Origin of the sequence: Streptomyces sp. NBC_00209, from assembly GCF_045206345.1 — a bacterium.
GTDB lineage: Bacteria > Actinomycetota > Actinomycetes > Streptomycetales > Streptomycetaceae > Streptomyces.
Genome location: NZ_CP108121.1, coordinates 4,601,937 through 4,622,408, shown reverse-complemented (window position 1 = coordinate 4,622,408; position 20,472 = coordinate 4,601,937). Strand labels below are relative to the sequence as shown.

The following is a 20,472-nucleotide window of genomic DNA, read 5'->3' as shown; positions in this document are numbered from 1 at the left end:
GACGCGGGCCGGCCCGCCGGCCGTACGGACGGCGGCGCTCCGGGAACACGCCCTGGGGCGGCGACCCTGCCACGCGCGCGCGAGCGCCCGGCGCAGGCGTGCCGGGGGGCCGCCCGGACGGCGGCGGTGGTCGACCCGGTCGGCCCCCGGCCTCAGGGGCCGACCGCCTCCCCCACCCGCCCGAACAACCGGCCCAGCACCAGCTGCGCCGCGCCCTCCGCGACCGGGCGGTCGCCCGCGCGGTGGGCGGTGACCGGGACCGGGGCGCCCCGCACCCCGTCGCGGCGGGAGCGTGCGTCGAGGACCGCGCGCACCCCGCGTACGTACGTGTCCGGGTCGGCGGCGACCGTGCGGCCGCCCAGGACCACGCGGTCGATGTCGAGGAGCCCGACGAGGTTGGCGGCGCCGGTCCCGAGCACCCGGGCCGCCTCGGCCGCGTCGCCCCTGCGGACGGCGGCCAGGCACAGCGCCTCCAGGCAGCCGCGTCCGCCGCAGCCGCACCGGAGGCCGTCCAGCTGCACGGTCTGGTGCCCGAACTCGCCCGCCCCCGTCCGCTCCCCCCGGTGCACCGCGCCGCCGAGGACGAGCCCGGCGCCGAGGCCGGTGCCGAGGTGGAGGTACGCGAAGTCGGCGGGGCCCTCCGCGCCGAGGGCCAGGCCGAGGGCGGCGGCGTTGGTGTCCTTGTCGAGGACCACGGGCAGCCCGGTCCGGGCGGCGAGCGCGTCGCGCAGCGGGTAGCCGTCCCACCGCGGGAACCCCGTGACGCGGTGCAGCACCCCGCCCCGGTGGTCCAGCGGCCCCGGCACGGCGACGCCCACCCCGAGCACCGGCAGCGCCCCGTCCCCCCGCACGGCGGCGACCGCCCCGGCGGCGGCCCCCAGCACCTCGTCCGCCGGGGCCCCGAAGTCCAGCGGAGCCGTACGGCTTTCGGCGACGACGCCCGCGAGGTCCACGAGCACCACGGTCAGCCCGTCGCGGTCCAGGTGCAGCCCCACCGCGTGCCCGGCCTCGGGGACCAGCCGCAGCACGGTCCGGGGCTTGCCGCCCGTGGAGGCGCGGCGGCCCGCCTCGGCGGCCAGGCCCTCGGCGCGCAGCCGGGCGGTGATCTTGCTGACGGCCTGCGGGGTGAGTCCGGTGCGCTCGGCGAGTTCGAGCCGGCTGATGCCGCGCTCGCCGGCCACCCGCAGCAGATCGAGGACGAGGGCCGCGTTGTGGCTGCGCAGGGCGGGAAGGTTCGCGCCGGTGTTGCTCCTGTTCACGAGACCATTGTGGCCCGCGCTTGCACTTTGGCAACAGCGTTGCCAAAGTGGACGGCATGACCTCCCACACCTCCGGCTCCCCCTTGCGCGTCGGACTCGTCGGCTACGGCCTGGCGGGGTCCGTCTTCCACGCCCCGCTGATCACCGCCACCGAAGGACTGGCCCTCGACACGGTCGTCACCCGCGACGAGGAGCGCCGCGCCCAGGCCCGCGCCGCCTACCCCGGCGTACGGTTCGCCGACTCCCCCGACGAGCTGTGGCGGCGGGCGGACGAGCTGGACCTGATCGTCATCGCGTCGCCGAACAAGACCCACGTACCGCTCGCGCGGGCGGCCCTGGAGGCCGGGCTTCCGGTGGTCGTGGACAAGCCGGTCGCGGGCACGGCGGCCGAGGCCCGGGAGCTGGCGGCGCTGGCCGAGGAGCGCGGGCTGCTGCTCTCGGTCTTCCAGAACCGCCGCTGGGACAACGACTTCCTCACCCTGCGCGCGCTCCTCGCGGACGGCGCCCTGGGCGAGGTCCAGCGCTTCGAGTCCCGGTACGAGCGGTGGCGCCCGCGGCTGAAGGGCGGCTGGCGCGAGTCCGGCGACCCGCAGGAGATCGGCGGGCTGCTGTACGACCTGGGCAGTCACGTGGTCGACCAGGCCCTGACCCTGTTCGGCCCGGCGGCCCAGGTGTACGCGGAGTCGGACCTGCGGCGCCCGGGCGCGGCGGCCGACGACGACACGTTCCTCGCGATCACCCACACCTCCGGGGTCCGCTCGCACCTGTACGTGAGCGCCACGGCGGCCCAGCTCGGGCCCCGCTTCCGGGTGCTCGGGTCGAGCGCCGGCTTCGTGAAGTACGGCCTCGACCCCCAGGAGGCCGCCCTGCGCGAGGGCGCCCGCCCGGCCCCGGGCGAGCCGTGGGGCGAGGAGGGCGAGGAGCTGTGGGGCCGGCTCGGCGCGGGCGAGTCCCCGCTCACGGGCGGCGGCACCCCGGTCCGTACGCTCCCGGGCGACTACCCGGCGTACTACGCGGCGGTCAACGACGCGCTGCGCGGGACGGGCGACAATCCGGTGACCGCCCTTCAGGCCGCCGCGACCCTGGACGTCCTGGAGGCGGCCCGCCGCTCGGCCCGCGAGGGGGTCACCGTCACCCTGCGGCCCGTCGGCGCCTCCGCCCACGTCACCGAGGAGCAGCCCGTATGAACCCCACCGCTCCGACCATCTCCGAGCTGATCGCCCAGGAGCGCCGGCTCACCCTGCCGCACTTCGGCTACGACGACGCCTACGCGCTCGGCGGGCTGCTGGTCTCGCTGGCCCGGGAGCGGCACGCCCCGGTCGCGATCGACATCCGGCGCGGGGCGCAGCAGCTGTTCCACGCGGCGCTGCCCGGTTCGAGCGCGGACAACGACGCGTGGATCGACCGCAAGCGCCGGGTGGTCGAGCGGTACGGCGAGAGCTCGTACCTGGTGGGGACGCGGTTCCGGGCGAAGGGGACGACGTTCGACGAGGCGTCCCGGCTGGACCCGGACGTGTACGCGGCGCACGGCGGCTCGTTCCCGGTCGCGGTCGAGGGCGCGGGCGTCATCGGCTCGGTGACGGTCTCGGGGCTGCCGCAGGCGGAGGACCACGCGCTGGTGGTGGAGGCGCTGGAGCAGTTCGTGTCGCGGATCGACGGCTGACACGTACGGAGGGGTGAGGTCCGCGTACGAACGGACCTCACCCCTCCGATGTATCGGGCGCCCCTAAGCGTCCCTAGGCGTCCTTCAGCTCCTGCCGCTGCCGGCCGAGCCCGTCGATCTCCAGCTCAACGACGTCGCCCGCCCGCAGGTACGGCTTGGGCTCGGGCCGGCCCATGGCGACGCCGGCCGGGGTGCCGGTGTTGATGACGTCGCCCGGGTAGAGCGTCATGAACCGGCTCAGATAGCGGACGACCTCGCCGACCGGGAAGATCTGGTCGGCGGTGGAGCCGTCCTGCTTCAGCTCGCCGTTGACCCAGAGCTTCAGCGGGAGGGCCTGCGGGTCGGCGACCTCGTCGGCAGTGACCAGCCAGGGGCCGAGCGGGTTGAACGTCTCGCAGTTCTTGCCCTTGTCCCAGGTGCCGCCGCGCTCGATCTGGAACTCGCGCTCGGAGACGTCGTGCGCGACCGCGTACCCGGCGACGTGGGCGAGCCCTTCCTCGGCCGTCTCCAGGTAGCGCGCGGTGCGTCCGATGACGACGGCAAGCTCGACCTCCCAGTCGGTCTTCACGCTGCCGCGCGGCACGAGCACGGTGTCCTCGGGCCCGACGACGGTGTCCGGGGCCTTGAAGAACAGGATCGGCTCGTCGGGAATCCGCGCCCCGGTCTCCGTGGCGTGGTCGTGGTAGTTCAGCCCGATGCACACGATCTTGCCGATGCGGGCGAGCGGCGGGCCCACCCGCAGCCCTTCGGCGTCGAGCGCCGGCAGCCCGCCGGACGCGGCCGCGGCGGCACGCACCCGGGCGAGCGCGTCCTCGTCGGCGAACAGGGCGCTGTCGATGTCGGGGACGACGCCCGACAGGTCACGCAGGGTTCCGTCCTCGTCCAGCAGCGCCGGTCGTTCCGCGCCCGCCGTACCCACACGAAGCAGCTTCAAGAGTCGTTCTCCTCGGTCGGGATCAGGCCCGTCGGATGGGTGGCGGCCATCGCAGGCTTGTCCGATCCTCCAAGACATCCGATCACTCCGCAAGACCCTGTTCACCACCTGGACCGGGCCGCCCCGGCGCCGCCGTTACGCGGCCGTGGCGACCGCGGCGCCCGGCACGGTCATGTCGCGGTACAGGAAGGCCCGCTCGATCGCGGTCCAGGTCGTGCTGGTGACCACGTACAGCGCGGCGGCCAGCGGCACGAAGGCGACGGTGAAGAGGGTGAAGAAGGACATCAGCGGCATGAGCTGGTTCATCGCGCCCATGCCAGGCATCGGCTGCCCGTCGGGGCCGGTGGCCGGGGTGACCGGGTTGGCGGCCATCTGACGCTTCGTACGCCCGTAGTTGAAGGTGGCGACGGCGGCCACGATCACGAAGAGGCCCAGGTAGACGAGGCCCTGCGCGCCGAACATCCCGCCGTGCGACAGGGCGTCGTGCCACCGCTCGCCCAGCGGGGCGTCGAAGAGCTGGTGGCCGAGGAGCGAGTTGGCCTTGTCGCCGATCTTCTGGCTGGAGAAGAGGTGGTAGAGCAGGAAGAACGCCGGCATCTGGAGCAGGCTCGGCAGACAGCCGGAGAGCGGCGAGACCTTCTCCTCGCGGTGCAGCTCCATGAGCGCCTTCTGCATCCGCTCGCGGTCCTTGCCGTGCTTCTTGCGCAGCTCGGCGATCTGCGGCTGGAGCCGGCGCTGCGCCTTCTGCCCGCGTGCGGCGGCCCGTGAGAGCGGGTGCACGGCGAGCCGGACGAGCGCGGTGAACAGAACGATCGCGGCTGCGGTGGAGGCGCCCTGGAAGAGCGGGTGGAGCAGGTCGGCGAGGGCGCCGACCAGGCTGGCGAAAGCGGACATGAAGGCGGACATGGGTGGGCCCTCCGGGGTCTCGTCATGCGGGAAGCGAGGAGTACGTGCTTCGGCGTGACGGGTCCGCGAAAGGCGCTGGTGTGCTTACGCGGCAGCCGTCAGGAGGGCGCGGCCCGGCGCTCGGGGGCGTCGGCGCCCCTGCGCGTCCGGGTCCCGTTGCGGGAGGAACGCGGTGCGCTTCTCCCGGTCGCGGATGGCGGTGCGCACCCGGGTGCGGGGCACCGGGGTGGCGCAGCGGGCGCTGAGGACCGAGCAGGCGACGAGCGCGGTGCCGACGGCGGCGGTGGCGGCGAGCGCGACGGCGGCGGAGAGGCTGCCGCCCTCGGCGAGGAGCACCTCGGTGAGGAGGAAAAGGAGCAGCCCCGCGGGGCGCAGGACGCGGGAGAGACCTTCGCGTACGCGGCTCATGGCGTCGGTGTCCATGGGCGGTGCCTCCCTTCCGTATGCGCTCCTGTCGGTCCATCCGTTATACACGACCGGCCGAGCGGGTCAACGTACGTTGACAGCCATCCGGTCCGCCGCCACCTCGTCCCGGGCCAGCACCTCGTCGTCCGGCCGCTCGTCGTGCTCGCGCGGACCGGCGTACGTCACCGCGAGCGCGACGGCCAGGTTGGCGGCGAGGGCGACGATGCCCGCGTTCACGCCCCACACCGGATCGTTCTCCGTGAAGACGAACCCGCACACCACCCCGACCCCGACGACGAGCCCGGACATCGCCCCGAGCAGCGTCAGCCGCCGCCACATCAGCCCCAGCAGCACCATGGGGAGCAGCTGCGCCATGCCCTCGTACGAGATGAGCGAGAGGCGTACGAGGGTGTTGGGGGCGGTGTACGTGAGGAGCAGCGCCAGGGAGCCCGCGACCACGACGACCAGCTGCGCGGCGCCCTTCTGCCGGCGCTCCCAGCGCGGGACGAGGGAGAGCACGCTGCGGCCCCACATCGTGCCGATGACCAGCATGAACACGGCCATGGGCACGATCGAGGAGAGCGCGGCGGCGACCCCGATGACGCCGACGGACCAGGCGGGCAGCGAGTCCGTGACGAGCTTGAAGAGCGCGAGGTTGGACTCGGCGCCGACCAGCCCCGGCACCACGAACAGCGCCGCCATGCCGAGCAGCATCGGGACGAAGAGGAGGACGTTGTAGGCGGGCAGCCACATCGCGTTGCGGCGGAGCACGTCGGCGTTCTTCGCGCCGAGGTAGCCGGCGACGGTGGTCGGGAAGATCACCACGGTGAGCGAGTTCAGGAACGACGTGGTGATGAACCACCCCTGCCCGAGGCCGCTGTCCCCGTGGCCGGGGAAGGTCAGCCACTCGCTCTTCTCGGCGACGAGCCGGTCGAGGAAGGGCCCGTAGCCGTCGAAGTAGTGCACGGGCACGTAGATCGCCAGGAACCCGAGCGTGACGATGACCAGCAGGTCCTTCAGCACGGACACCCAGGCGCTGCCGCGCAGCCCGCTGACCACGACGAAGCCGGTCGTGACGGCGAAGGCGATGAAGTACGCCCAGTTCAGGCTGATGGCGCCGTACGAGATCGTGGAGACGACGACGCCCATGCCGGTGATCTGGAGCTGGATGTACGGAAGCAGGAACACGGTCGCCAGGACGGCGACGAGCGCGCCGAGCCAGGGCCGCCCGAAGCGGTGCGCCACCATGTCGGTGATCCCGACGAGACCGTGCTTGCGCGCGTACGCCCACAGCATGGGCCCGACGACGTAGCCGACGGCGTACCCGCAGGACATGTACGCGACGACGTACAGGACGGGCGCCCCGTAGGTGTAGCCCCAGCCGGCGGCGCCGAGGTAGCTGAAGCTGGTGTAGCCCTCGCCGGCCATCAGCACCCAGATGAAGACGGTGCCGAGGCTGCGCCCGCCCACCGACCACTCGGCGAGCCCGCCCCCGCCGCCGCGCGTACCCCGTACGGCGAGCAGCCCCAGGGCGACGGTGGCGACCATGAAGACCCCGAAGACGGAGGTCGCGACGGCCGCGTTCACCGGCGGTCACCCCGCCGGGTCAGCCATACGGCGACGGGGGTCAGCAGGGTCGCCCCGAGCAGCCAGAAGAAGAGGAACGGCAGCCCGAGAACGACGGGCCGGACCCGGTTCACGAACGGCAGCGCCCCGAGGTAGAGCACGTAGGGGACCAGCAACCACAACAACTGCGGACGTCGTCTGAGCACGAGGGAACACGTTAGAGGGTCGGCGGCATGCCCGGGGCCCCAGGAGTGGCCCCCGCCGTATGCCCGCACAGCAGTACGGTGTGGTGCATGCGCCCCGACACTCCTGCCGACCACATCTCCGAAGCCGAGCGTCTGCTCCGCACCGCGGCGCAGTACCCCGAGGACCACGAACCGCTGCTCCTCCAGGCCGCGGCCCACCTGGAACTCGGCGGCGAGCGCGCCCGTGCCACGACGCTCTACGACGACCTGCTCGGCGACGCCCGCACCGAGCACCCGCACCTGGTGAAGGCGCTCAGCGCCGCGAACCTGTGGGAGTACGGCCACGAGGCGGAGGCCCGCGCGCTGATCGACGGCGTCCGCGTGGCGGCCCCGCAGGAGGCGGCCCCGTGGGAGATCGCGGCCGAGACGCTGGAGGCCCACGACGAGCTGGAAGCGGCCCACGACCTCTTCTCCACGGCCCTGCGCCTGCTGATCGCCCCGGGTGAGGAGGTCCCGTACCAGACCCAGTCGCTGCTGACCGGCCGGCACCGGGTGCGCCGCCTGATGGGCGTCGGGCACGACGCCTGGGACGAGCTGGCGGACACCCTGCACACGGCGGCGGTCCCGCTGGACGAGCTCCACGACCCGAAGCGGCTGTGGTCGCTCGGCTCGTCGGACCCGGGCGAGCTGCGCGCCGAGATCACCCGCCTGCGCGCCGAACTGGGCACGTACCGGACGGCGTTGTCCCGCCCGTTCCCGGTGGCGGTGCTGCACTGGCCGGCCGCCGAGTTCCGCGAACTCCTCACGGCGTACCCGAGCCTGGGCAGCGAATACGCCTCCCACCCGGACCACCTGGCCCGCCTGGAGACGGCCCTCCGCGACCTCCAGACCGCGGGCACCCCGAACCTCGGCATCGTCCGCGGCACGGTCCCCTCCTACGAAGCGTTCGCCGCCTCCGAATCCGCCTCCCCGGCGGACCCGGACCTCCTCCCCCAGTACGCGACGACCCTGGCCGCGCGGGGTCGCGCGGTGCCGTGGCCACCGGCGAAGAGCGCGGAGTGCTGGTGCGGGTCGGGGGAGTCCTATCGGGGGTGCCATGGGGGGCGGGTGTAGGGGCTGAGGCGGGGCCGCCCCCAGTGGCGAATTGCGGATGCCGGGGCGCGCCCCGGCTCCGTACTCTTCGCGCATGCCCGAACTCCAGCGCCTGCGCCCCGACCACGCCCCGGCCGTCCTCGCGTTCGAGGAGGCCAACCGCACGTTCTTCGCGGCATCGGTCCCGGACCGCGGCGACGACTACTTCACCGACTACCCGCCCCGCCACGCGGCCCTGCTCGCCGAACAGGAGGCGGGCGTCTGCCACTTCCACGTCCTGGTGGAGTCGGGCGAGATCCTGGGCCGCTTCAACCTGATGGACGCCACCGCCGGCACGGCCGAACTCGGCTTCCGCCTCGCGGAGAAGGCGACGGGCCGCGGCCTGGCGACGAGCACGGTGAACCAGCTCCTCGACCTGTGCCGCACGACGTACGGCCTGACGACGCTCAGGGCGAGGGCGGCGGTGCGGAATGCGGCGTCGCGGGGGGTGCTGAGGAGGACGGGGTTCGTGGAGACGGGGGAGGCGGTGGAGCTGAGCGGGGAGCGGGGGGTGGCGTTTGTGCGGGTGCTGGGGGCGGGGACGCCTGGCTAGCCCTTTCGCTGTCCGACCCCCTTGATACAACTGCGCACATAGGTATCGCGAAGAGGGGGTGGCCCATGGTCAGCAACAGCGCTTCTGCCGCGGCGCCGGTTGCCGGGCTCTACGAGACGCTGATCACTCAGCGGCTCGAAGAGCGGATAAAGCAGCTAGACGCCGCTGGCTGGCGGGCTATCGACGATGTAGTCGGAGCGGGCTCCGCACCTCACATCCTCTCGCGCCACATCGCGAATACGGTGCGTCGGGTGCTCCAGGGTCTCGATCCGGCGGAGCAGGTCGTAGCCGCGAATCACATCCTCGAATCGATCAAAACCATCAAGGGCGCCGCCGAGTGGGTTGACGTGGTCCTCGACGGACCGCGACAACTGCTCGCAGTCGCCGAGCAGAAAGCTCCAGGCGTCTATGCAGTACGTCCGGCCACGCCTCTCTCCGATACCGCCCTCATCACCAACGCACCCGAGGACCCGAGCCTCGGATTCGAGCTACGGGCTGAGCTGGCCACCACGGACCGGGTGGATCTTCTCTGCGCGTTCGTGAAGTGGCACGGCCTACGCGTACTCGAAGACGCACTCGCCTCCGCCCGAGACCGGGGTGTCCCCATCAGGGTGCTCACCACGACGTACATCGGAGCAACGGAACGACGCGCGCTCGACCGCCTCGTCCGCGAGTTCGGCGCCGAAGTGAAAGTGAACTACGAGCTCCGCTCGACTCGCCTGCACGCGAAGGCTTGGCTCTTCCGCCGTGAGAGCGGCTTCGACACGGCATACGTCGGCAGCTCCAACCTGTCGAAGGCAGCGCTCCTCGACGGTCTCGAATGGAACGTCCGTCTGTCCTCAGTGGCAACCCCCTCGGTTCTGCGCAAGTTCGAGGCGACCTTCGACGCCTATTGGAGCGAGCGCTCCTTCGAGACGTACGACCCCGACGCCGACGGTCAGCGTTTGGACGAGGCCCTTGCTCAGGCCAGTGCTCCCTCCGACCGCCGGGGCAACAACGTCATCACGCTTTCCGGGCTGGAGGTTCGTCCCTACCCCCACCAGCGCGACATGCTGGAACGCCTCGAAGTCGAGCGCACAGTCCACGAGCGGCACCGCAACCTCCTGGTTGCAGCCACCGGTACGGGCAAGACGGTGATGGCCGCCCTGGACTTCAAGCAATTGCGGCAGAAGCACGGCCGGGATCTCCGCCTGCTCTTCGTGGCCCATCGCAAGGAGATCCTCGAGCAGTCCCTGCGCGTCTACCAGAACGTTCTGGTAGACGCGAACTTCGGCGAGCTCTGCTACAGCGGCGAGGTGCCCGACGACTGGACGCACGTCTTTGCAAGCGCCCAGTCGCTCAAGGGACATACTCTGGACCGCCTTGCCCCGGACCACTTCGACGTCATCGTGATCGACGAGTTCCATCACGGCACATCGGACACCTACCGGCGAATCGTGAAGCACTTCGATCCTGTGGAGCTCCTCGGACTCACCGCCACCCCCGAGCGGATGGACGGAAAAAGCATCCAGGAGGAGTATTTCGACGGACGGATCGCGGCTGAAATGCGGCTCTGGGAAGCCCTCGAAAACGAACTGCTGAGCCCGTTTCACTACTTCGGCATCACCGACAACACCGACCTAAGTGCGGTCACGTGGAAGAGGGGGTCCTACGACACGAACGCTCTCGGCAATCTGTTCACGGGTAACGATGCTCGCGCCAGGCTCGTCGTCAAGGCCGTGAAGGACAAAGTCACAAATCCGGGAACGATGCGGGCTCTGGGGTTCTGCGTCACAGTGGCCCACGCCGAGTTCATGGCCGACTACTTTCGACGCGCCGGGCTCAAGGCGGTCGCGCTCTCCGGTGAGACCCCACGGGCCGAACGCAGGGCTGCACTCGAAGAGCTCCGTGCCGGGGCGCTCCAGGTGATCTTCTCTGTCGACCTGCTCAACGAAGGACTCGACATCCCCGACGTCGACACCCTGCTCCTGCTCAGGCCGACATCGAGCGCAACCGTCTTCCTGCAGCAGCTGGGGCGTGGCCTGCGCAGAACCGAGAACAAGGCCGTTCTGACGGTCCTCGACTTCATCGGTCAACACCGCAAGGAATTTCGGTTCGAAGCACCGCTACGGGCTCTAACCAACCTGACACGCAACCGTCTGCTGACGGGCATCGAGCACGACTTCCCGCAACTTCCTTCCGGTTGCCACATCATCCTTGAGAAGAAGGCCAAGGAGCTGATCCTCGACAACGTCCGCAATCAGCTCAGAGTCAACGTCACGCAGCTCGCGCGCGAAGTCTCAGAGTGTGCGGAGCTGCGGATCTCTACCTACCTCCGGGAGAGCGGCCGAGAGGTCAGGGAGCTGTACCGCGGCAACGGCAATTCCTGGACGGGCCTCCTTCGTCGCGCCAAACTGCTGGACTCGGCCGCTCCCGAGGGCGAGGCTGCACTCCTGAAGCGTGTACCGGCGTTCCTCCACGTCGACGACCCGGCCCGCATAGCGGCGTACACCAAGCTCCTCAGCGATGACGCCCCCGCGTACGACCAGCTGGGCCCGCAGGACCAGGCGTACGCCCGCATGCTCTTCTTTTCTCTGTGGCCTCTCGGCGGTGAATTCGCAAGCCACGGAGAGGGCCTGGAAACGTTGCACGGTCAGCACGCCTTCCGAGACGAGGTCCGCCAGGTCCTCGCCCACGTAATGGAACTCGCCGACCACCTGCCCATCCCGCTCCGCGGTGCGCACGCCGATCTACCGCTGACCGTCCACGCCTCGTACAGCCGCGAAGAGATCCTCACAGCCCTGGGCGAGTCGAAACTGGCCGGGTTCCTACCTGGGCACTTCCGCGAAGGAGCGAGGTGGTGCGAGAGCACGCGTACGGACGCGCTCTTCGTCACCCTGGAGAAGGATGAGAAGGACTTCTCTCCGGAGACCCGGTACAAGGACTACGCGCTGAACGAGTCCGAGTTCCACTGGGAGTCCCAGAATCAGACCTCAGAGACGTCCGCAACGGGCCTTCGCTACCAGACTCACCAGAAGAAGGGCACTCATATCCTCCTCTTCGCCCGACGCTACAAGAAGACGGACATCGGAGGCCCCCATCCCTGGATGCTGCTCGGGCCGGCTGAATACGTAACGCACGAGGGAAGCAAGCCCATAGGTGTCACTTGGAATCTCCGACATGAGATGCCCGCCGACGTAGTGGCGTACTCCGCGATCGCGCCTGGATGACGGGATGCGACAGGCTGACCGTTCCGGGTAGCGCAGGAGGGCGCGCAGCGCGATGGCGTCCCGCCGAGTGGTGTAGCCGATCAAGCTGACGGAATCCGCAGGTCGCGGCCCGAATCGCCCTCGCCAGAAACCCTGTTGAGGCTCACCGGGCCGGGATCAGCGGCGATCGCACGACGGCCGGTAGCGGCACGTACTGGATGGCTCCGAAGCGGGGGCGACGGACCGCGATCGGCTACACCACGACGGGGGACACGACCCGCAGCGCCCCAGGGCAGAACAGTCACCGAGTCGCGAAAGCCCTCTGCCGTCACCGCCTGCAGGGCACGTGAGACGGGCCTCGCCTAGCGCCGATGACGCACGCCAACCCGGCTTCCGACTCCTCTTCGAAGAGAAGCTGCGCGCGGTCGAGCGCTTCGTCAGCGTCGAAGCCGTGCGCCGTAAGCCACAAGAGCAGGTCGGCGATCAAGGCGGTGGCTGTGTCCGCAGCCTCCCTTGCGGTCGTCGCCTTGGGGCTCGAAGTCTTCGTACGCGCCACGAGGTCACAGAGCCCCAGAAGTGCCTCAGCCTTCGCTACCTGCTCACTCCCGATGTGACTGTCGGGCGACTGCAGACCTGTGGCGATCTCGCACCACGTGATCTTGGAATCGCCGCGCAGGATCACTCCCCAGCGAGCAGCCACTCCATCCACCAGCGCCACGCCCCGCCCCTCCTCGCCGAGGCCGGCCGCCCTGACAAGCGTAGGGAGACGCTGGCCATCAGGATCGCTCACCCCGATGCGCACGTAGCTGCCGTTCATACTCACCTCCAGACAACCCGGGGTTCCGGTGCCCACGTGCTTGATGACGTTGCCGACCAACTCGGTCACGCAAAGCTGAGCCGCGTGGGCCACCGACGAGAGGCCCCAGAGCTCGAGGCGGCGCCCGATCGCTCGCCGCATGCCGACCAGTTCGCTCGGCTCCGCCAGGAACGGCAGCTCCCATTTCTTTCGCTCGACGCCAAAACGACATTCGCCCATGCCGAACCATCCTCCACAGAAAAGTGACCACTCCATGCGATCACTCCACTCCGTAGAGTTGCATTGGAACTCTCAAAATGGAACTCTCACCACCTCTCATCAGGGGCGCGAGGGGCCAGTGCGCGCCCCCGGCGCACGACTCCTTGCCTGCAAGGCTCAGCAACGTGCACCCTCAGAGATCGACTCGAAGGGCTCGGAACATGTCAGTTGGACCAACGACCCGCAGGCGGCAACTCGGGGCCGACCTGCGCCGCCTCCGCGATGCCAAGGGCCTCACGCTGGAGGAGGCAGGTGCCCGGGTAGGCATCTCCAAAGCCACACTGAGTCGGTACGAAACGAAGGAAGGCACGGTCAAGTGGCCTGCCGTGGACGCGCTGTGTCGCGAGTACGGCGCCTCGGACCAGGAACGAGACTCACTGATCGAACTAGCCAAGGGCGCTCGTGTCCAAGGCTGGTGGCGCTCTCTGGCGGACCCGATCCCGGAGTCCATGAACCTGATGCTCACCCTTGAGGACGAGGTGGTGAGTGAAGGGCACTACGCCTGCATGTACGTTCCCGGGCTGCTTCAGACCCGCTCGTACGCCGAAGCGGTTCACCGCGCATCCGAGATGAGGTGCAGCGACCAAGAGATCAATCGCATGGTCGACATCCGGATGAAGCGTCAGGAGTTGCTGTCACGCGACAAGCCCCCACACCTCTGGGCGGTAATCGACGAGGCCGTGATCCGACGCATGGTCGGGGGACGTTCCGTCATGCGCGAGCAGTTGCGGCATCTGCTCGCACTCTCGACCCAGCCCCACGTCACGGTGCAGATCCTGCCGTTTTCCGCAGGGGCGCACGCGGCGGCTGTAGGCAGTTTCGTCATCCTGGGTGGGGCGACGCCGGAGCTCGATGTCGTCTACGTGGACATCCTCGGCGGCGGCTTGTTCATGGAAAAGCCTCAGGAACTCGAACGCTATAGGTTGGCGTTCGAGTATCTGCGCGCCCAAGCACTGGACCTCCAGTCGTCCGTCGCGCTACTGAACGAGGTTTACAGGGGGCTGTGATGGGACGCGAAGACGGCTACCACTGGTTCAAGTCGTCGTACAGCGGCGGCAGCGGCACGGAATGTGTGGAGGCCGCGTTCATCGATGGCGGAGCCGTAGTGCGCGACAGCAAGCAGCCTCTCCAGAGGCGGTTGCGTGTGGACGCACGGACTTGGGCCTACTTCATCAGGTCGGTCCGCGCCCGCAGACTGGGCTGAGCCGCCGCCCGAACCGCCTTCGAAAGCGGCATCGGCCCAGTACATCCGCCCAGGGCAGGGCAAGTCACAGCGTCCCGAGGATCACCTACACATCCGGAGTCGAACGCCCGCGTCCGGGTCGAACCGCGAGCCACGCCCTGATGGCGCCCTCCCGCCAGGCGGGAGAACGCCCGAACTGACCGTCGGGGAGCGGGAAGTCGGCTGGCCTGACGCTGAGGCCGTCGGCCACGCGCTTGCGCGTGCGCTTGAGATACAGGCGGACGGTGGCGGGCGTGATCCCCGCGACTTCCGCGACACCCCCGGTGTCAAGCAGCCGATCGCTCGGGGTGTCCATGTCTCTCCTTCGCCCGCGCTGTGAAGGCCACGATACCGAGAGGCCGATGCGCGGCAGCATGTTCGCTGTCGCATCTTCGTAAGCCGCCACAAGTTAGACCTCCTCATGGGATCATTCTTGTGTCGGTTGCAGGCCCCCGCGCCCCGCCGCGCTCTGCCCTCTTCCCACCCCTGGACTGTGATGCGTCGAATCCCCGGCGCGGCCCCGAGCCGCGTCTCTCACTCCTGCCCGGATCTCCACTGGCAGCCCGTTCCCGCCTCGATACAGGAGGTCTCGTCGACCGCCGCCCGCCATGCTCAGCCCCGGGCCTGGCTGCGTGCCGTGGTGTGGCTGATAGAGGAGGCCCGGCTCCACCCGAAGGCGGGCGAGGCGACGTTACGCGTGGCGCGGGACCTGGCGCGGCGCATGGACTACATCGAGGGGACCGTCCTGTACGACCTCGATGGCACGGCCACACGGTGCGCACTTTCCAGGGCGACGGTCAAGCGGCACGTCGCCTACCTCCGGGAGCTGGGGTGCCTCGCCTGGGCCCGCCACGGGTCGCGGCGCAATCTTCGGCTGCCCGGGCGGGCGTACGCGGGTACGGCGACGGTCTACGCGGCCACCATCCCGTACGCCTACGACCGGGCACACGATCACCGCGTCGGCGGTCAGGGATTCAGGGCCCGGGTGGTCGGGGTGCCGGTGCCTAGCGCGGGCAACACCGTGACACAGAGGCCGAGTCGTCGTGGGCGTGAGCCCCAATCTCTCGACGCCCGACCCCGTACAGGCGCAGTTGAAACGAGAGGGAGGTTGAAAGACACCCCGCGCAGGCGCGCGAAGGCGCGGACCACCGACCGGTCAGGGGGCTCGGCGCCGCGAAGCCCGATGCAGGTCGCCGCCGACATCCGGATCGCCGCCCACGTCCGGCCGCTCGTCCCGTGGACGCAGAGCGAGGGACCACGCCGACTCGCCTATGCGCTACGGCCGTTGATTGACGAGGGGCTCAGCACGCACGACGTCGCAGCCGAGTTGACCTCCTGGTGGGTCACCTGGCGCCCCGCCAACCCCGCCGCGTACATCACCGCGCGCCTCCGCGACCGGGTGTCCGCCTCTCCGTGCCACGAATTGCCGGCCGACGTCCGCCCGGAGACTGCCGAACCCACCGGCAATCCCGCCTGGCAGGCATGGCTCCAGCAGCGCGCCGAAGCGGATGAGTTCAGCGAGGACCGACGCACCGACGACGACCGCCGTCACGCCCGCCTCTACAGCTGGGACCGCTGGGAGGAGGTCGCCGCCCACTACGCCACGAACCCCGACGACGCGCTGGACCTCTACGGCACCCGACTGTGCGGGTACGCGGTCAAACGCGCCTCGATCGGTTGCCGCAGGCCGTGAAGGGGACGCGGCGCGCCTTGCGGCTCCACGCGCCGGTGATCCAAAGCCGTTCTTCGCCACCACACGGGATGTGGCCTGGGTTACTTCAGGAGGACTGAAGGGAGAGCTGTGATGACTCGGGGCCGGGAAGCCGATCCTTCTTCGCCACCGGTGCGCCGTCTGGGCAAATCCCCCGCCGAACTGGGCACCACAGGCGGCGAGCAGGGGTGCCCGGAAGTCTGGGAGCAGGCGAACGGCGAGATCGTCAATCTCCGCGTCCCCCCGGGACGCTCTCGCCGCCACGGGGCACGGCCTGCTCCGCTCCTCCGCGCCGCCGTTGCGGGTGTGGCTCGATCCCGCCCATGGCGAGGCCCTGATGGCGCTCGACTACGAGCTGTGCTGGGCCACCACCTGGATGAACGACGCGAACACGTGGATCGGGCCCGTACTCGGCCTGCCCGAGCTGCCGTTCGTGGACTTCGGGGACGGTCTGTTCCGGGAGCGCCCCGACGGCGTGCACTGGAAGTGCGAGGCGTTGATCGCGTACGCCGGCGGTCGCTCGTTCGCCTGGGTGGACGACGAACAGAGCGACGCCGACCACGCGCACGTGAGCGCCCACCACCCGGGCCCGGCGCTCCTCCACCACGTGAATCCGCGGATCGGGCTGCGGGACGACGATTTCGCCGCGCTGGCCTCCTTCGCCGCGTCCCTCACCGGGCCCGCCTGAGCGGATGCGCACCGGCCCGAACCCCACTTCCCCATGAGCGCCCTACAAGCGACAATGCGTACAACCGGCGAGGGCCCGCAGTCCGTGGCCCTCCGGCAGAGTGGGGGGAAGACATGGTTCTGGTCATCGGTGTCGTGGTCGTTCTCGGCGTGGTCCTCGCCGCGTGCCTCGTAGCGCTTCGGAAGCGCGGCGGGTCCGGCGAGCGCGGGGCCTTGGAGCGCGGGGCGGCGGAGCAGGGGCGGGCGCAGGGCCTGGCGCACGGGCACGCGCAGAGCCAGAACATGGGGCCGTACGGGGGCTGAGCCCCGCCCCTGCCCGGCGACTCGTCGCCGGGCATCCCTCCGGCCTCCCCCGCTGGGCAGCCTCCCCGCCTCTCAAGGCCGAGGCCCGTCCGCCGGCAGGTAGCCGAGTTGGGCGGCGTGGACGCCGGCCTGGAAGCGGCTGCGTGCGTCCAGGTGGCCGAGGAGGCCGGTGGCGATGCGGCGGGCGGTGCGGGGGGAGACCCCGAGGCGTTTGGCTATGGCCTCGTCCGTGTAGCCGCGGGCCAGCAGGCGCAGGGTTTCGTGTTGTTGGCGGGTCAGTGAGTGGTCGGCGGGTTTCTCGGACGGGCCGAGGGGTTCGGCGTCGGCCCAGACGTTCTCGAACAGGGCCTCCAGCGCCGCGATGAGGCCCGGGCCCGACACCACGAGTGCGCCGAGCGAGGAGTCCTGGTCGTCCAGGGCGACCAGGGCCAGGCGGTGGTCGGTGATGATCATGCGGGTGCTGAGCGAGGGGGCCGTGCGGATCCCGGCGCCGAGAGAGGCCAGCCAGGTCACGTGGGCCACCGTCGGCGGGTGGTTGTGGATGCTGTCGAGATAGACCGTGCGCATCCGCACCCCGCGCTCCAGGAGCTCCTGGTTGAGGGGGCGGGAGGCGTGCATGTTCTCCTCCGTCTGCGCACCGCCCGTCGCGAAGGTCAGGATCTCCTCCTCCACCTCCTCGTGGAACCGCGCCAGGTAGTCCCGTACGTGGTCCACGCCGTCCAGGTGCACCACCGGCGACTCACCGGCGGCGGCATGGGGGGCGGGGAGACCGCAGAGGAGTTCGGCCACGGCAGCCTCCCCGTCCGCCAGGCGCTGCTGTTCGGCGGCGAGCAGAGCGCGGCGGCGGGTCAGCAGCATCTCCAGGCCCAGCCTGGGATCGACCACATGCAGGCGCTGCTCACCGGCGCTCGCGGCCGGCCGCACCAGAGACAGGCCGGATAACTCCCGCACCGCGGAGTCGAACTGAGCGGACGTCAGGCCGAGGCGGGAGCGGTGCTCCGCGAGGGACGCGTACGGCTGGGCGAGCAGTGCCCGGTAGACGATCTCCGCCGTGGCATCCAGACCCAAGGGGTCGAGCATCGTCCCTCCACACTAGGAGCACTGTCTCTTGCCGGAGTTATTACCTCGGGGCAGCGAAATCTACTCTTCGGCAACCCGGTTGCGCGGCGGTGAAGGGCCCCGCCACGAACGCGTGAACGGTGGCGGACCGCCTCCACGTGGCCGGGGCGGTCCGGGCATCCACATGCTGGACGGAAGGGGCCATGGCCTCATCGGTCCACCGGTCTCGCCTTCACCGTCGCGTCACCCGCGTACAAAACTCACGGTGCTGTCGAACACTCCCCCACCGATGGTTCGAAGGGCTTCCGCATGACGCGTCTCCACCGGTTCTCCTGTCCCGCTCCCCTGTCCCCGGCCCTGAGCGGCGGCGCTCTCGCCCCGGCTCCCTCGTCCGACGTGCTCAGCAGCCCCGCCCTGCCCGAGCCCCCGGGGAACCGGGCGCACGACTTCGGCTGGCAGTAGTCCCCGGTTCCTGTACGGGTACGACGACGCAGCGGCCGGGCGACGGGCCGCCGAGAGTGTACGGGAAGGCGGACGACGGTGCTGTTCCAACTGCTCGGGCCCCTGAGCATCACCGATGGGCGGGACCTCGTGGTCCTCCCGCCCTCCAAGCCGACCGCGCTGCTGGCCGCCCTGCTCATCCGGCCGGGACGGGTCGTCTCCACCGACCACCTGCAGGAGGCCGTCTGGGGCGAGGAACAGCCCGCCACGGCCAAGGCCGCGCTCCAGAGCTGCGTCCTGCGGCTGCGCCGGATCTTCGCCAAGTACGGCATCGAGGACCAGGCCGTCATGGCGGTCGCCGGCGGCTACCGCATCCACGCCGACACCGAGACCCTCGACCTGCTCCACTTCCGGCAGCTCGTCGGCCGGGCGGCGGCGGCCGGTGAGAACTCCGAGCTGTACACCCTGCGGGCCGCCCTCGCCCTCTGGCAGGGGCCGCTGCTCGCCAACGTGCCCTCCGGGCTGCTGCACCGGGACGAGGTGCCCCGGCTGGCGGAGGAACGTCTGCGGATCCTGGAGAGGGTCTGCGACATCGAACTGGGGCACGGCCGTTGCCGCGAAACCCTCGTCGATCTTTGGGAAGTTACGCGCGTATACCCGGCTCACGAGCGGTTTTCCGAGCAGCTGATGCTGGCCCTCTACCGGACCGGGCGGCAGACGGAGGCGCTGTCGGAGTACCGGAGGATCAAGGCGTACCTGCGCGAGGAACTCGGCGTCGACCCCCGGCCCGGGCTCCAGCGCCTGGAACTGGCGATTCTGCGCGGCGACGACCTGGGCGCCCCGGACACCGGGCACGCCCCCGTCTCACTCCTGGCCACCGCCCCGCCACCGGCCGCGCTCCCGCCCCACCTGCTCCCGCCGGAGGGCCGAGGCGAGGGCGGCGGCAGGGCGCCGGCCCCGCTCCCCGCGGTGCCCGGCTTCACCGGGCGCCGGAGTCAGGTGGAGGAACTCGTCCCGCTGCTGGCGTCCGCCGCGGCCGCCGGGCGTGCCCCGGTGGCCGTGCTCTCCGGGGCGCCCGGTATCGGCAAGACCGCGCTCGCCCTGCACGTGGCACACCTGGTGGGCGGGCAATTCCCTGGCGGGTGCGTCCTGTTGCGGCTGACCTCGCCCGACGGCACCCCGCGTCCGACCGAGGAGGCCGCCGCCGAGCTCCGCGACGCGCTGCCCGCAGGGCCCGGCACCGGGCGGGGCCGGACGCTCCTGATCCTCGACGACGCCGTCCACCCCGACCAGGTACGCCCCCTGCTCACCGCCAACGCGGGCGGTGCCGCGATCGTCACCAGCCGGATGGGGCTCGCCGCCCTCGTCGCCACGCACGGCGGCACCGCGCACCGGCTCGGCGCGCTCGGCCCCGACGAGTCGTATGACCTGCTCACGACCGTCCTGGGCCGGGAACGCGTCGCCGCCGAGCCCGCGGGGGCCCGGCTGCTGACCGAGGTGTGCGGGCACCATCCGCTCGCCCTGCGGATCGCCGCCGCCCGGCTGCTCACCCGGCCCCTCCTCAAGCCCGCCGACTGCGCGCACTGGCTCCGCCACGGCCTGCCGGCCCGCCTCAGCCTGGCCGACGACCCCCGGATGTCCGTACCGCTGACCCTGGACGAGGCGGTGGGACGGCTCCCCCCGGTGCTGGCCGAGGCCCATCTCCGGCTCGGGGCGGCGCCCCGGGGCCCGCTCACCGCGGAGCTGGCCGCCACCGTCCTCGACGTCCCGTGGGAGACGGCCGAAGACGTGCTGGAACGCCTTCTCGACGCGGGCCTCCTGGAGGAGGAGCACCCGGGCGCGTTCCGGATGCATGAACTGCTGCGCGCGCATGCGCGGCGCGCGACCGCCTCCTCCGCCCCCGGGCGCGCCCGGGCACTCCCACGTCCGCCACGGTGCGGGGAGACACCCCAGGCGGGCAGTACCCGGCCCACCGCCCTGCGGTGACTGCCCGTCACCGCGCCGCGGACTCCGCCCATCGCGTCCGCCCGGACCGGCCGCCCGGCCCCTGAGACCCAGGCCCCGGAACTCCCCGCCCCTGACACCCGTACCACCGCTCCGTACACCCCTACCCGCCCGCAGCCGGACAGCGTGGCCCGCCCCCGGGCCGGCCGTCCCGGCCCCAGAACAAGAGGTGTGACGCAC

At 70.9% G+C, this 20,472-nt stretch carries 21 protein-coding genes; 12 read left to right on the top strand and 9 right to left on the bottom strand.

Annotated elements, in window-relative coordinates; all coding sequences use genetic code 11:
• Positions 1-152: 152 nt before the first annotated feature.
• A complete protein-coding gene (locus OG867_RS21080) occupies positions 153-1,259 on the bottom strand; it encodes an ROK family protein (RefSeq protein ID WP_406287502.1) in 1,107 nt (368 codons plus the stop codon).
• Between the two features lie 56 nt (positions 1,260-1,315).
• Between OG867_RS21080 and OG867_RS21075 the strand changes: the two genes are divergently transcribed.
• Both OG867_RS21075 and OG867_RS21070 read left to right on the top strand, forming a co-directional pair.
• Positions 1,316-2,446, top strand: a complete 1,131-nt coding sequence (locus OG867_RS21075) for a Gfo/Idh/MocA family oxidoreductase (RefSeq protein WP_406287500.1) — start codon at positions 1,316-1,318, stop codon at positions 2,444-2,446.
• The gene (locus tag OG867_RS21070) at positions 2,443-2,922 is read left to right on the top strand and encodes a heme-degrading domain-containing protein (protein WP_328900312.1); all 480 of its coding nucleotides are present in this window, start codon (positions 2,443-2,445) and stop codon (positions 2,920-2,922) included. Before OG867_RS21075 ends, OG867_RS21070 begins: the two co-directional genes overlap by 4 nt.
• 73 nt (positions 2,923-2,995) lie before the next feature.
• Here the strand turns inward: OG867_RS21070 and OG867_RS21065 are convergent, their stop codons facing one another.
• From OG867_RS21065 to OG867_RS21045, 5 genes are all read right to left on the bottom strand, one after another.
• On the bottom strand, positions 2,996-3,856 hold the full coding sequence (locus OG867_RS21065; RefSeq protein WP_406287498.1) for a fumarylacetoacetate hydrolase family protein: 861 nt from the start codon (positions 3,854-3,856) through the stop codon (positions 2,996-2,998).
• A 135-nt stretch (positions 3,857-3,991) separates the two neighbouring features.
• Complete coding sequence (locus OG867_RS21060) at positions 3,992-4,762, bottom strand: YidC/Oxa1 family membrane protein insertase (protein WP_406287495.1); 771 nt, start codon at positions 4,760-4,762, stop codon at positions 3,992-3,994.
• Positions 4,763-4,846: 84 nt separating this feature from the next.
• Complete coding sequence (locus OG867_RS21055) at positions 4,847-5,185, bottom strand: DUF6412 domain-containing protein (RefSeq protein WP_406287493.1); 339 nt, start codon at positions 5,183-5,185, stop codon at positions 4,847-4,849.
• Between the two features lie 66 nt (positions 5,186-5,251).
• Positions 5,252-6,754 (bottom strand): sodium:solute symporter, encoded by a 1,503-nt coding sequence (locus OG867_RS21050; protein WP_406287491.1) that lies wholly within the window; start codon positions 6,752-6,754, stop codon positions 5,252-5,254.
• Positions 6,751-6,909 (bottom strand): DUF3311 domain-containing protein, encoded by a 159-nt coding sequence (locus tag OG867_RS21045; RefSeq protein ID WP_018105675.1) that lies wholly within the window; start codon positions 6,907-6,909, stop codon positions 6,751-6,753. The genes OG867_RS21050 and OG867_RS21045 overlap by 4 nt, the downstream gene beginning before the upstream one ends.
• Positions 6,910-7,026: 117 nt before the next feature.
• On the opposite strand from OG867_RS21045, the gene OG867_RS21040 reads away from it, so the two are divergent.
• From OG867_RS21040 to OG867_RS21030, 3 genes are all read left to right on the top strand, one after another.
• Positions 7,027-8,031, top strand: a complete 1,005-nt coding sequence (locus tag OG867_RS21040) for a hypothetical protein (protein WP_406287489.1) — start codon at positions 7,027-7,029, stop codon at positions 8,029-8,031.
• A gap of 73 nt (positions 8,032-8,104) precedes the next feature.
• On the top strand, positions 8,105-8,602 hold the full coding sequence (locus OG867_RS21035; RefSeq protein WP_406287487.1) for a GNAT family N-acetyltransferase: 498 nt from the start codon (positions 8,105-8,107) through the stop codon (positions 8,600-8,602).
• A gap of 65 nt (positions 8,603-8,667) precedes the next feature.
• A complete protein-coding gene (locus OG867_RS21030; protein ID WP_406287485.1) occupies positions 8,668-11,811 on the top strand; it encodes a DUF3427 domain-containing protein in 3,144 nt (1,047 codons plus the stop codon).
• A 307-nt stretch (positions 11,812-12,118) separates the two neighbouring features.
• On the opposite strand, the gene OG867_RS21025 is transcribed toward OG867_RS21030, so the two are convergent.
• Positions 12,119-12,862 (bottom strand): ATP-binding protein, encoded by a 744-nt coding sequence (locus tag OG867_RS21025; RefSeq protein WP_406287483.1) that lies wholly within the window; start codon positions 12,860-12,862, stop codon positions 12,119-12,121.
• A gap of 164 nt (positions 12,863-13,026) precedes the next feature.
• Here OG867_RS21025 and OG867_RS21020 point away from each other — a divergent pair, with 164 nt between their 5' ends.
• Together OG867_RS21020 and OG867_RS21015 are read left to right on the top strand one after the other, a co-directional pair.
• The gene (locus OG867_RS21020) at positions 13,027-13,872 is read left to right on the top strand and encodes a helix-turn-helix domain-containing protein (protein WP_406287480.1); all 846 of its coding nucleotides are present in this window, start codon (positions 13,027-13,029) and stop codon (positions 13,870-13,872) included.
• Positions 13,872-14,069: a DUF397 domain-containing protein gene (locus OG867_RS21015; protein WP_406287478.1), complete on the top strand. Its 198-nt coding sequence runs from the start codon at positions 13,872-13,874 to the stop codon at positions 14,067-14,069. The genes OG867_RS21020 and OG867_RS21015 overlap by 1 nt, the downstream gene beginning before the upstream one ends.
• An 85-nt stretch (positions 14,070-14,154) precedes the next feature.
• On the opposite strand, the gene OG867_RS21010 is transcribed toward OG867_RS21015, so the two are convergent.
• On the bottom strand, positions 14,155-14,403 hold the full coding sequence (locus OG867_RS21010; protein WP_406287476.1) for a helix-turn-helix transcriptional regulator: 249 nt from the start codon (positions 14,401-14,403) through the stop codon (positions 14,155-14,157).
• Positions 14,404-15,270: 867 nt separating this feature from the next.
• On the opposite strand from OG867_RS21010, the gene OG867_RS21005 reads away from it, so the two are divergent.
• The 3 genes from OG867_RS21005 to OG867_RS20995 all read left to right on the top strand — a co-directional run bounded on the left by OG867_RS21005 (position 15,271) and on the right by OG867_RS20995 (position 16,788).
• Positions 15,271-15,780, top strand: coding sequence for a hypothetical protein (locus OG867_RS21005; RefSeq protein ID WP_406287474.1), 510 nt, complete (start codon positions 15,271-15,273; stop codon positions 15,778-15,780).
• A 247-nt stretch (positions 15,781-16,027) separates the two neighbouring features.
• Complete coding sequence (locus tag OG867_RS21000; protein ID WP_406291089.1) at positions 16,028-16,486, top strand: hypothetical protein; 459 nt, start codon at positions 16,028-16,030, stop codon at positions 16,484-16,486.
• A gap of 113 nt (positions 16,487-16,599) precedes the next feature.
• On the top strand, positions 16,600-16,788 hold the full coding sequence (locus OG867_RS20995; protein WP_328900323.1) for a hypothetical protein: 189 nt from the start codon (positions 16,600-16,602) through the stop codon (positions 16,786-16,788).
• 72 nt (positions 16,789-16,860) lie between these two features.
• Here OG867_RS20995 and OG867_RS20990 read toward each other — a convergent pair whose 3' ends face one another.
• Entirely contained in the window at positions 16,861-17,868 is a 1,008-nt protein-coding gene (locus OG867_RS20990) for a helix-turn-helix domain-containing protein (RefSeq protein ID WP_406287472.1), read from the bottom strand.
• 288 nt (positions 17,869-18,156) lie between these two features.
• On the opposite strand from OG867_RS20990, the gene OG867_RS20985 reads away from it, so the two are divergent.
• Both OG867_RS20985 and OG867_RS20980 read left to right on the top strand, forming a co-directional pair.
• Complete coding sequence (locus tag OG867_RS20985; protein ID WP_406287469.1) at positions 18,157-18,309, top strand: hypothetical protein; 153 nt, start codon at positions 18,157-18,159, stop codon at positions 18,307-18,309.
• Between the two features lie 78 nt (positions 18,310-18,387).
• Positions 18,388-20,274, top strand: coding sequence for a BTAD domain-containing putative transcriptional regulator (locus OG867_RS20980; protein WP_406287467.1), 1,887 nt, complete (start codon positions 18,388-18,390; stop codon positions 20,272-20,274).
• Positions 20,275-20,472: the final 198 nt, after the last annotated feature.

Coding starts and splice junctions, on each gene's coding strand:
- OG867_RS21030 (WP_406287485.1), top strand. CDS start 8,668: ATGGTCAGCAACAGCGCTTCTGCCGCGGCGCCGGTTGCCGGGCTCTAC.
- OG867_RS21020 (WP_406287480.1), top strand. CDS start 13,027: ATGTCAGTTGGACCAACGACCCGCAGGCGGCAACTCGGGGCCGACCTG.
- OG867_RS21070 (WP_328900312.1), top strand. CDS start 2,443: ATGAACCCCACCGCTCCGACCATCTCCGAGCTGATCGCCCAGGAGCGC.
- OG867_RS21040 (WP_406287489.1), top strand. CDS start 7,027: ATGCGCCCCGACACTCCTGCCGACCACATCTCCGAAGCCGAGCGTCTG.
- OG867_RS21035 (WP_406287487.1), top strand. CDS start 8,105: ATGCCCGAACTCCAGCGCCTGCGCCCCGACCACGCCCCGGCCGTCCTC.
- OG867_RS21075 (WP_406287500.1), top strand. CDS start 1,316: ATGACCTCCCACACCTCCGGCTCCCCCTTGCGCGTCGGACTCGTCGGC.
- OG867_RS21005 (WP_406287474.1), top strand. CDS start 15,271: ATGCAGGTCGCCGCCGACATCCGGATCGCCGCCCACGTCCGGCCGCTC.
- OG867_RS20995 (WP_328900323.1), top strand. CDS start 16,600: ATGGTTCTGGTCATCGGTGTCGTGGTCGTTCTCGGCGTGGTCCTCGCC.
- OG867_RS21010 (WP_406287476.1), bottom strand. CDS start 14,403: ATGGACACCCCGAGCGATCGGCTGCTTGACACCGGGGGTGTCGCGGAA.
- OG867_RS21060 (WP_406287495.1), bottom strand. CDS start 4,762: ATGTCCGCCTTCATGTCCGCTTTCGCCAGCCTGGTCGGCGCCCTCGCC.
- OG867_RS21055 (WP_406287493.1), bottom strand. CDS start 5,185: ATGGACACCGACGCCATGAGCCGCGTACGCGAAGGTCTCTCCCGCGTC.
- OG867_RS21015 (WP_406287478.1), top strand. CDS start 13,872: ATGGGACGCGAAGACGGCTACCACTGGTTCAAGTCGTCGTACAGCGGC.
- OG867_RS21025 (WP_406287483.1), bottom strand. CDS start 12,862: ATGGAGTGGTCACTTTTCTGTGGAGGATGGTTCGGCATGGGCGAATGT.
- OG867_RS20985 (WP_406287469.1), top strand. CDS start 18,157: ATGACGCGTCTCCACCGGTTCTCCTGTCCCGCTCCCCTGTCCCCGGCC.
- OG867_RS20990 (WP_406287472.1), bottom strand. CDS start 17,868: ATGCTCGACCCCTTGGGTCTGGATGCCACGGCGGAGATCGTCTACCGG.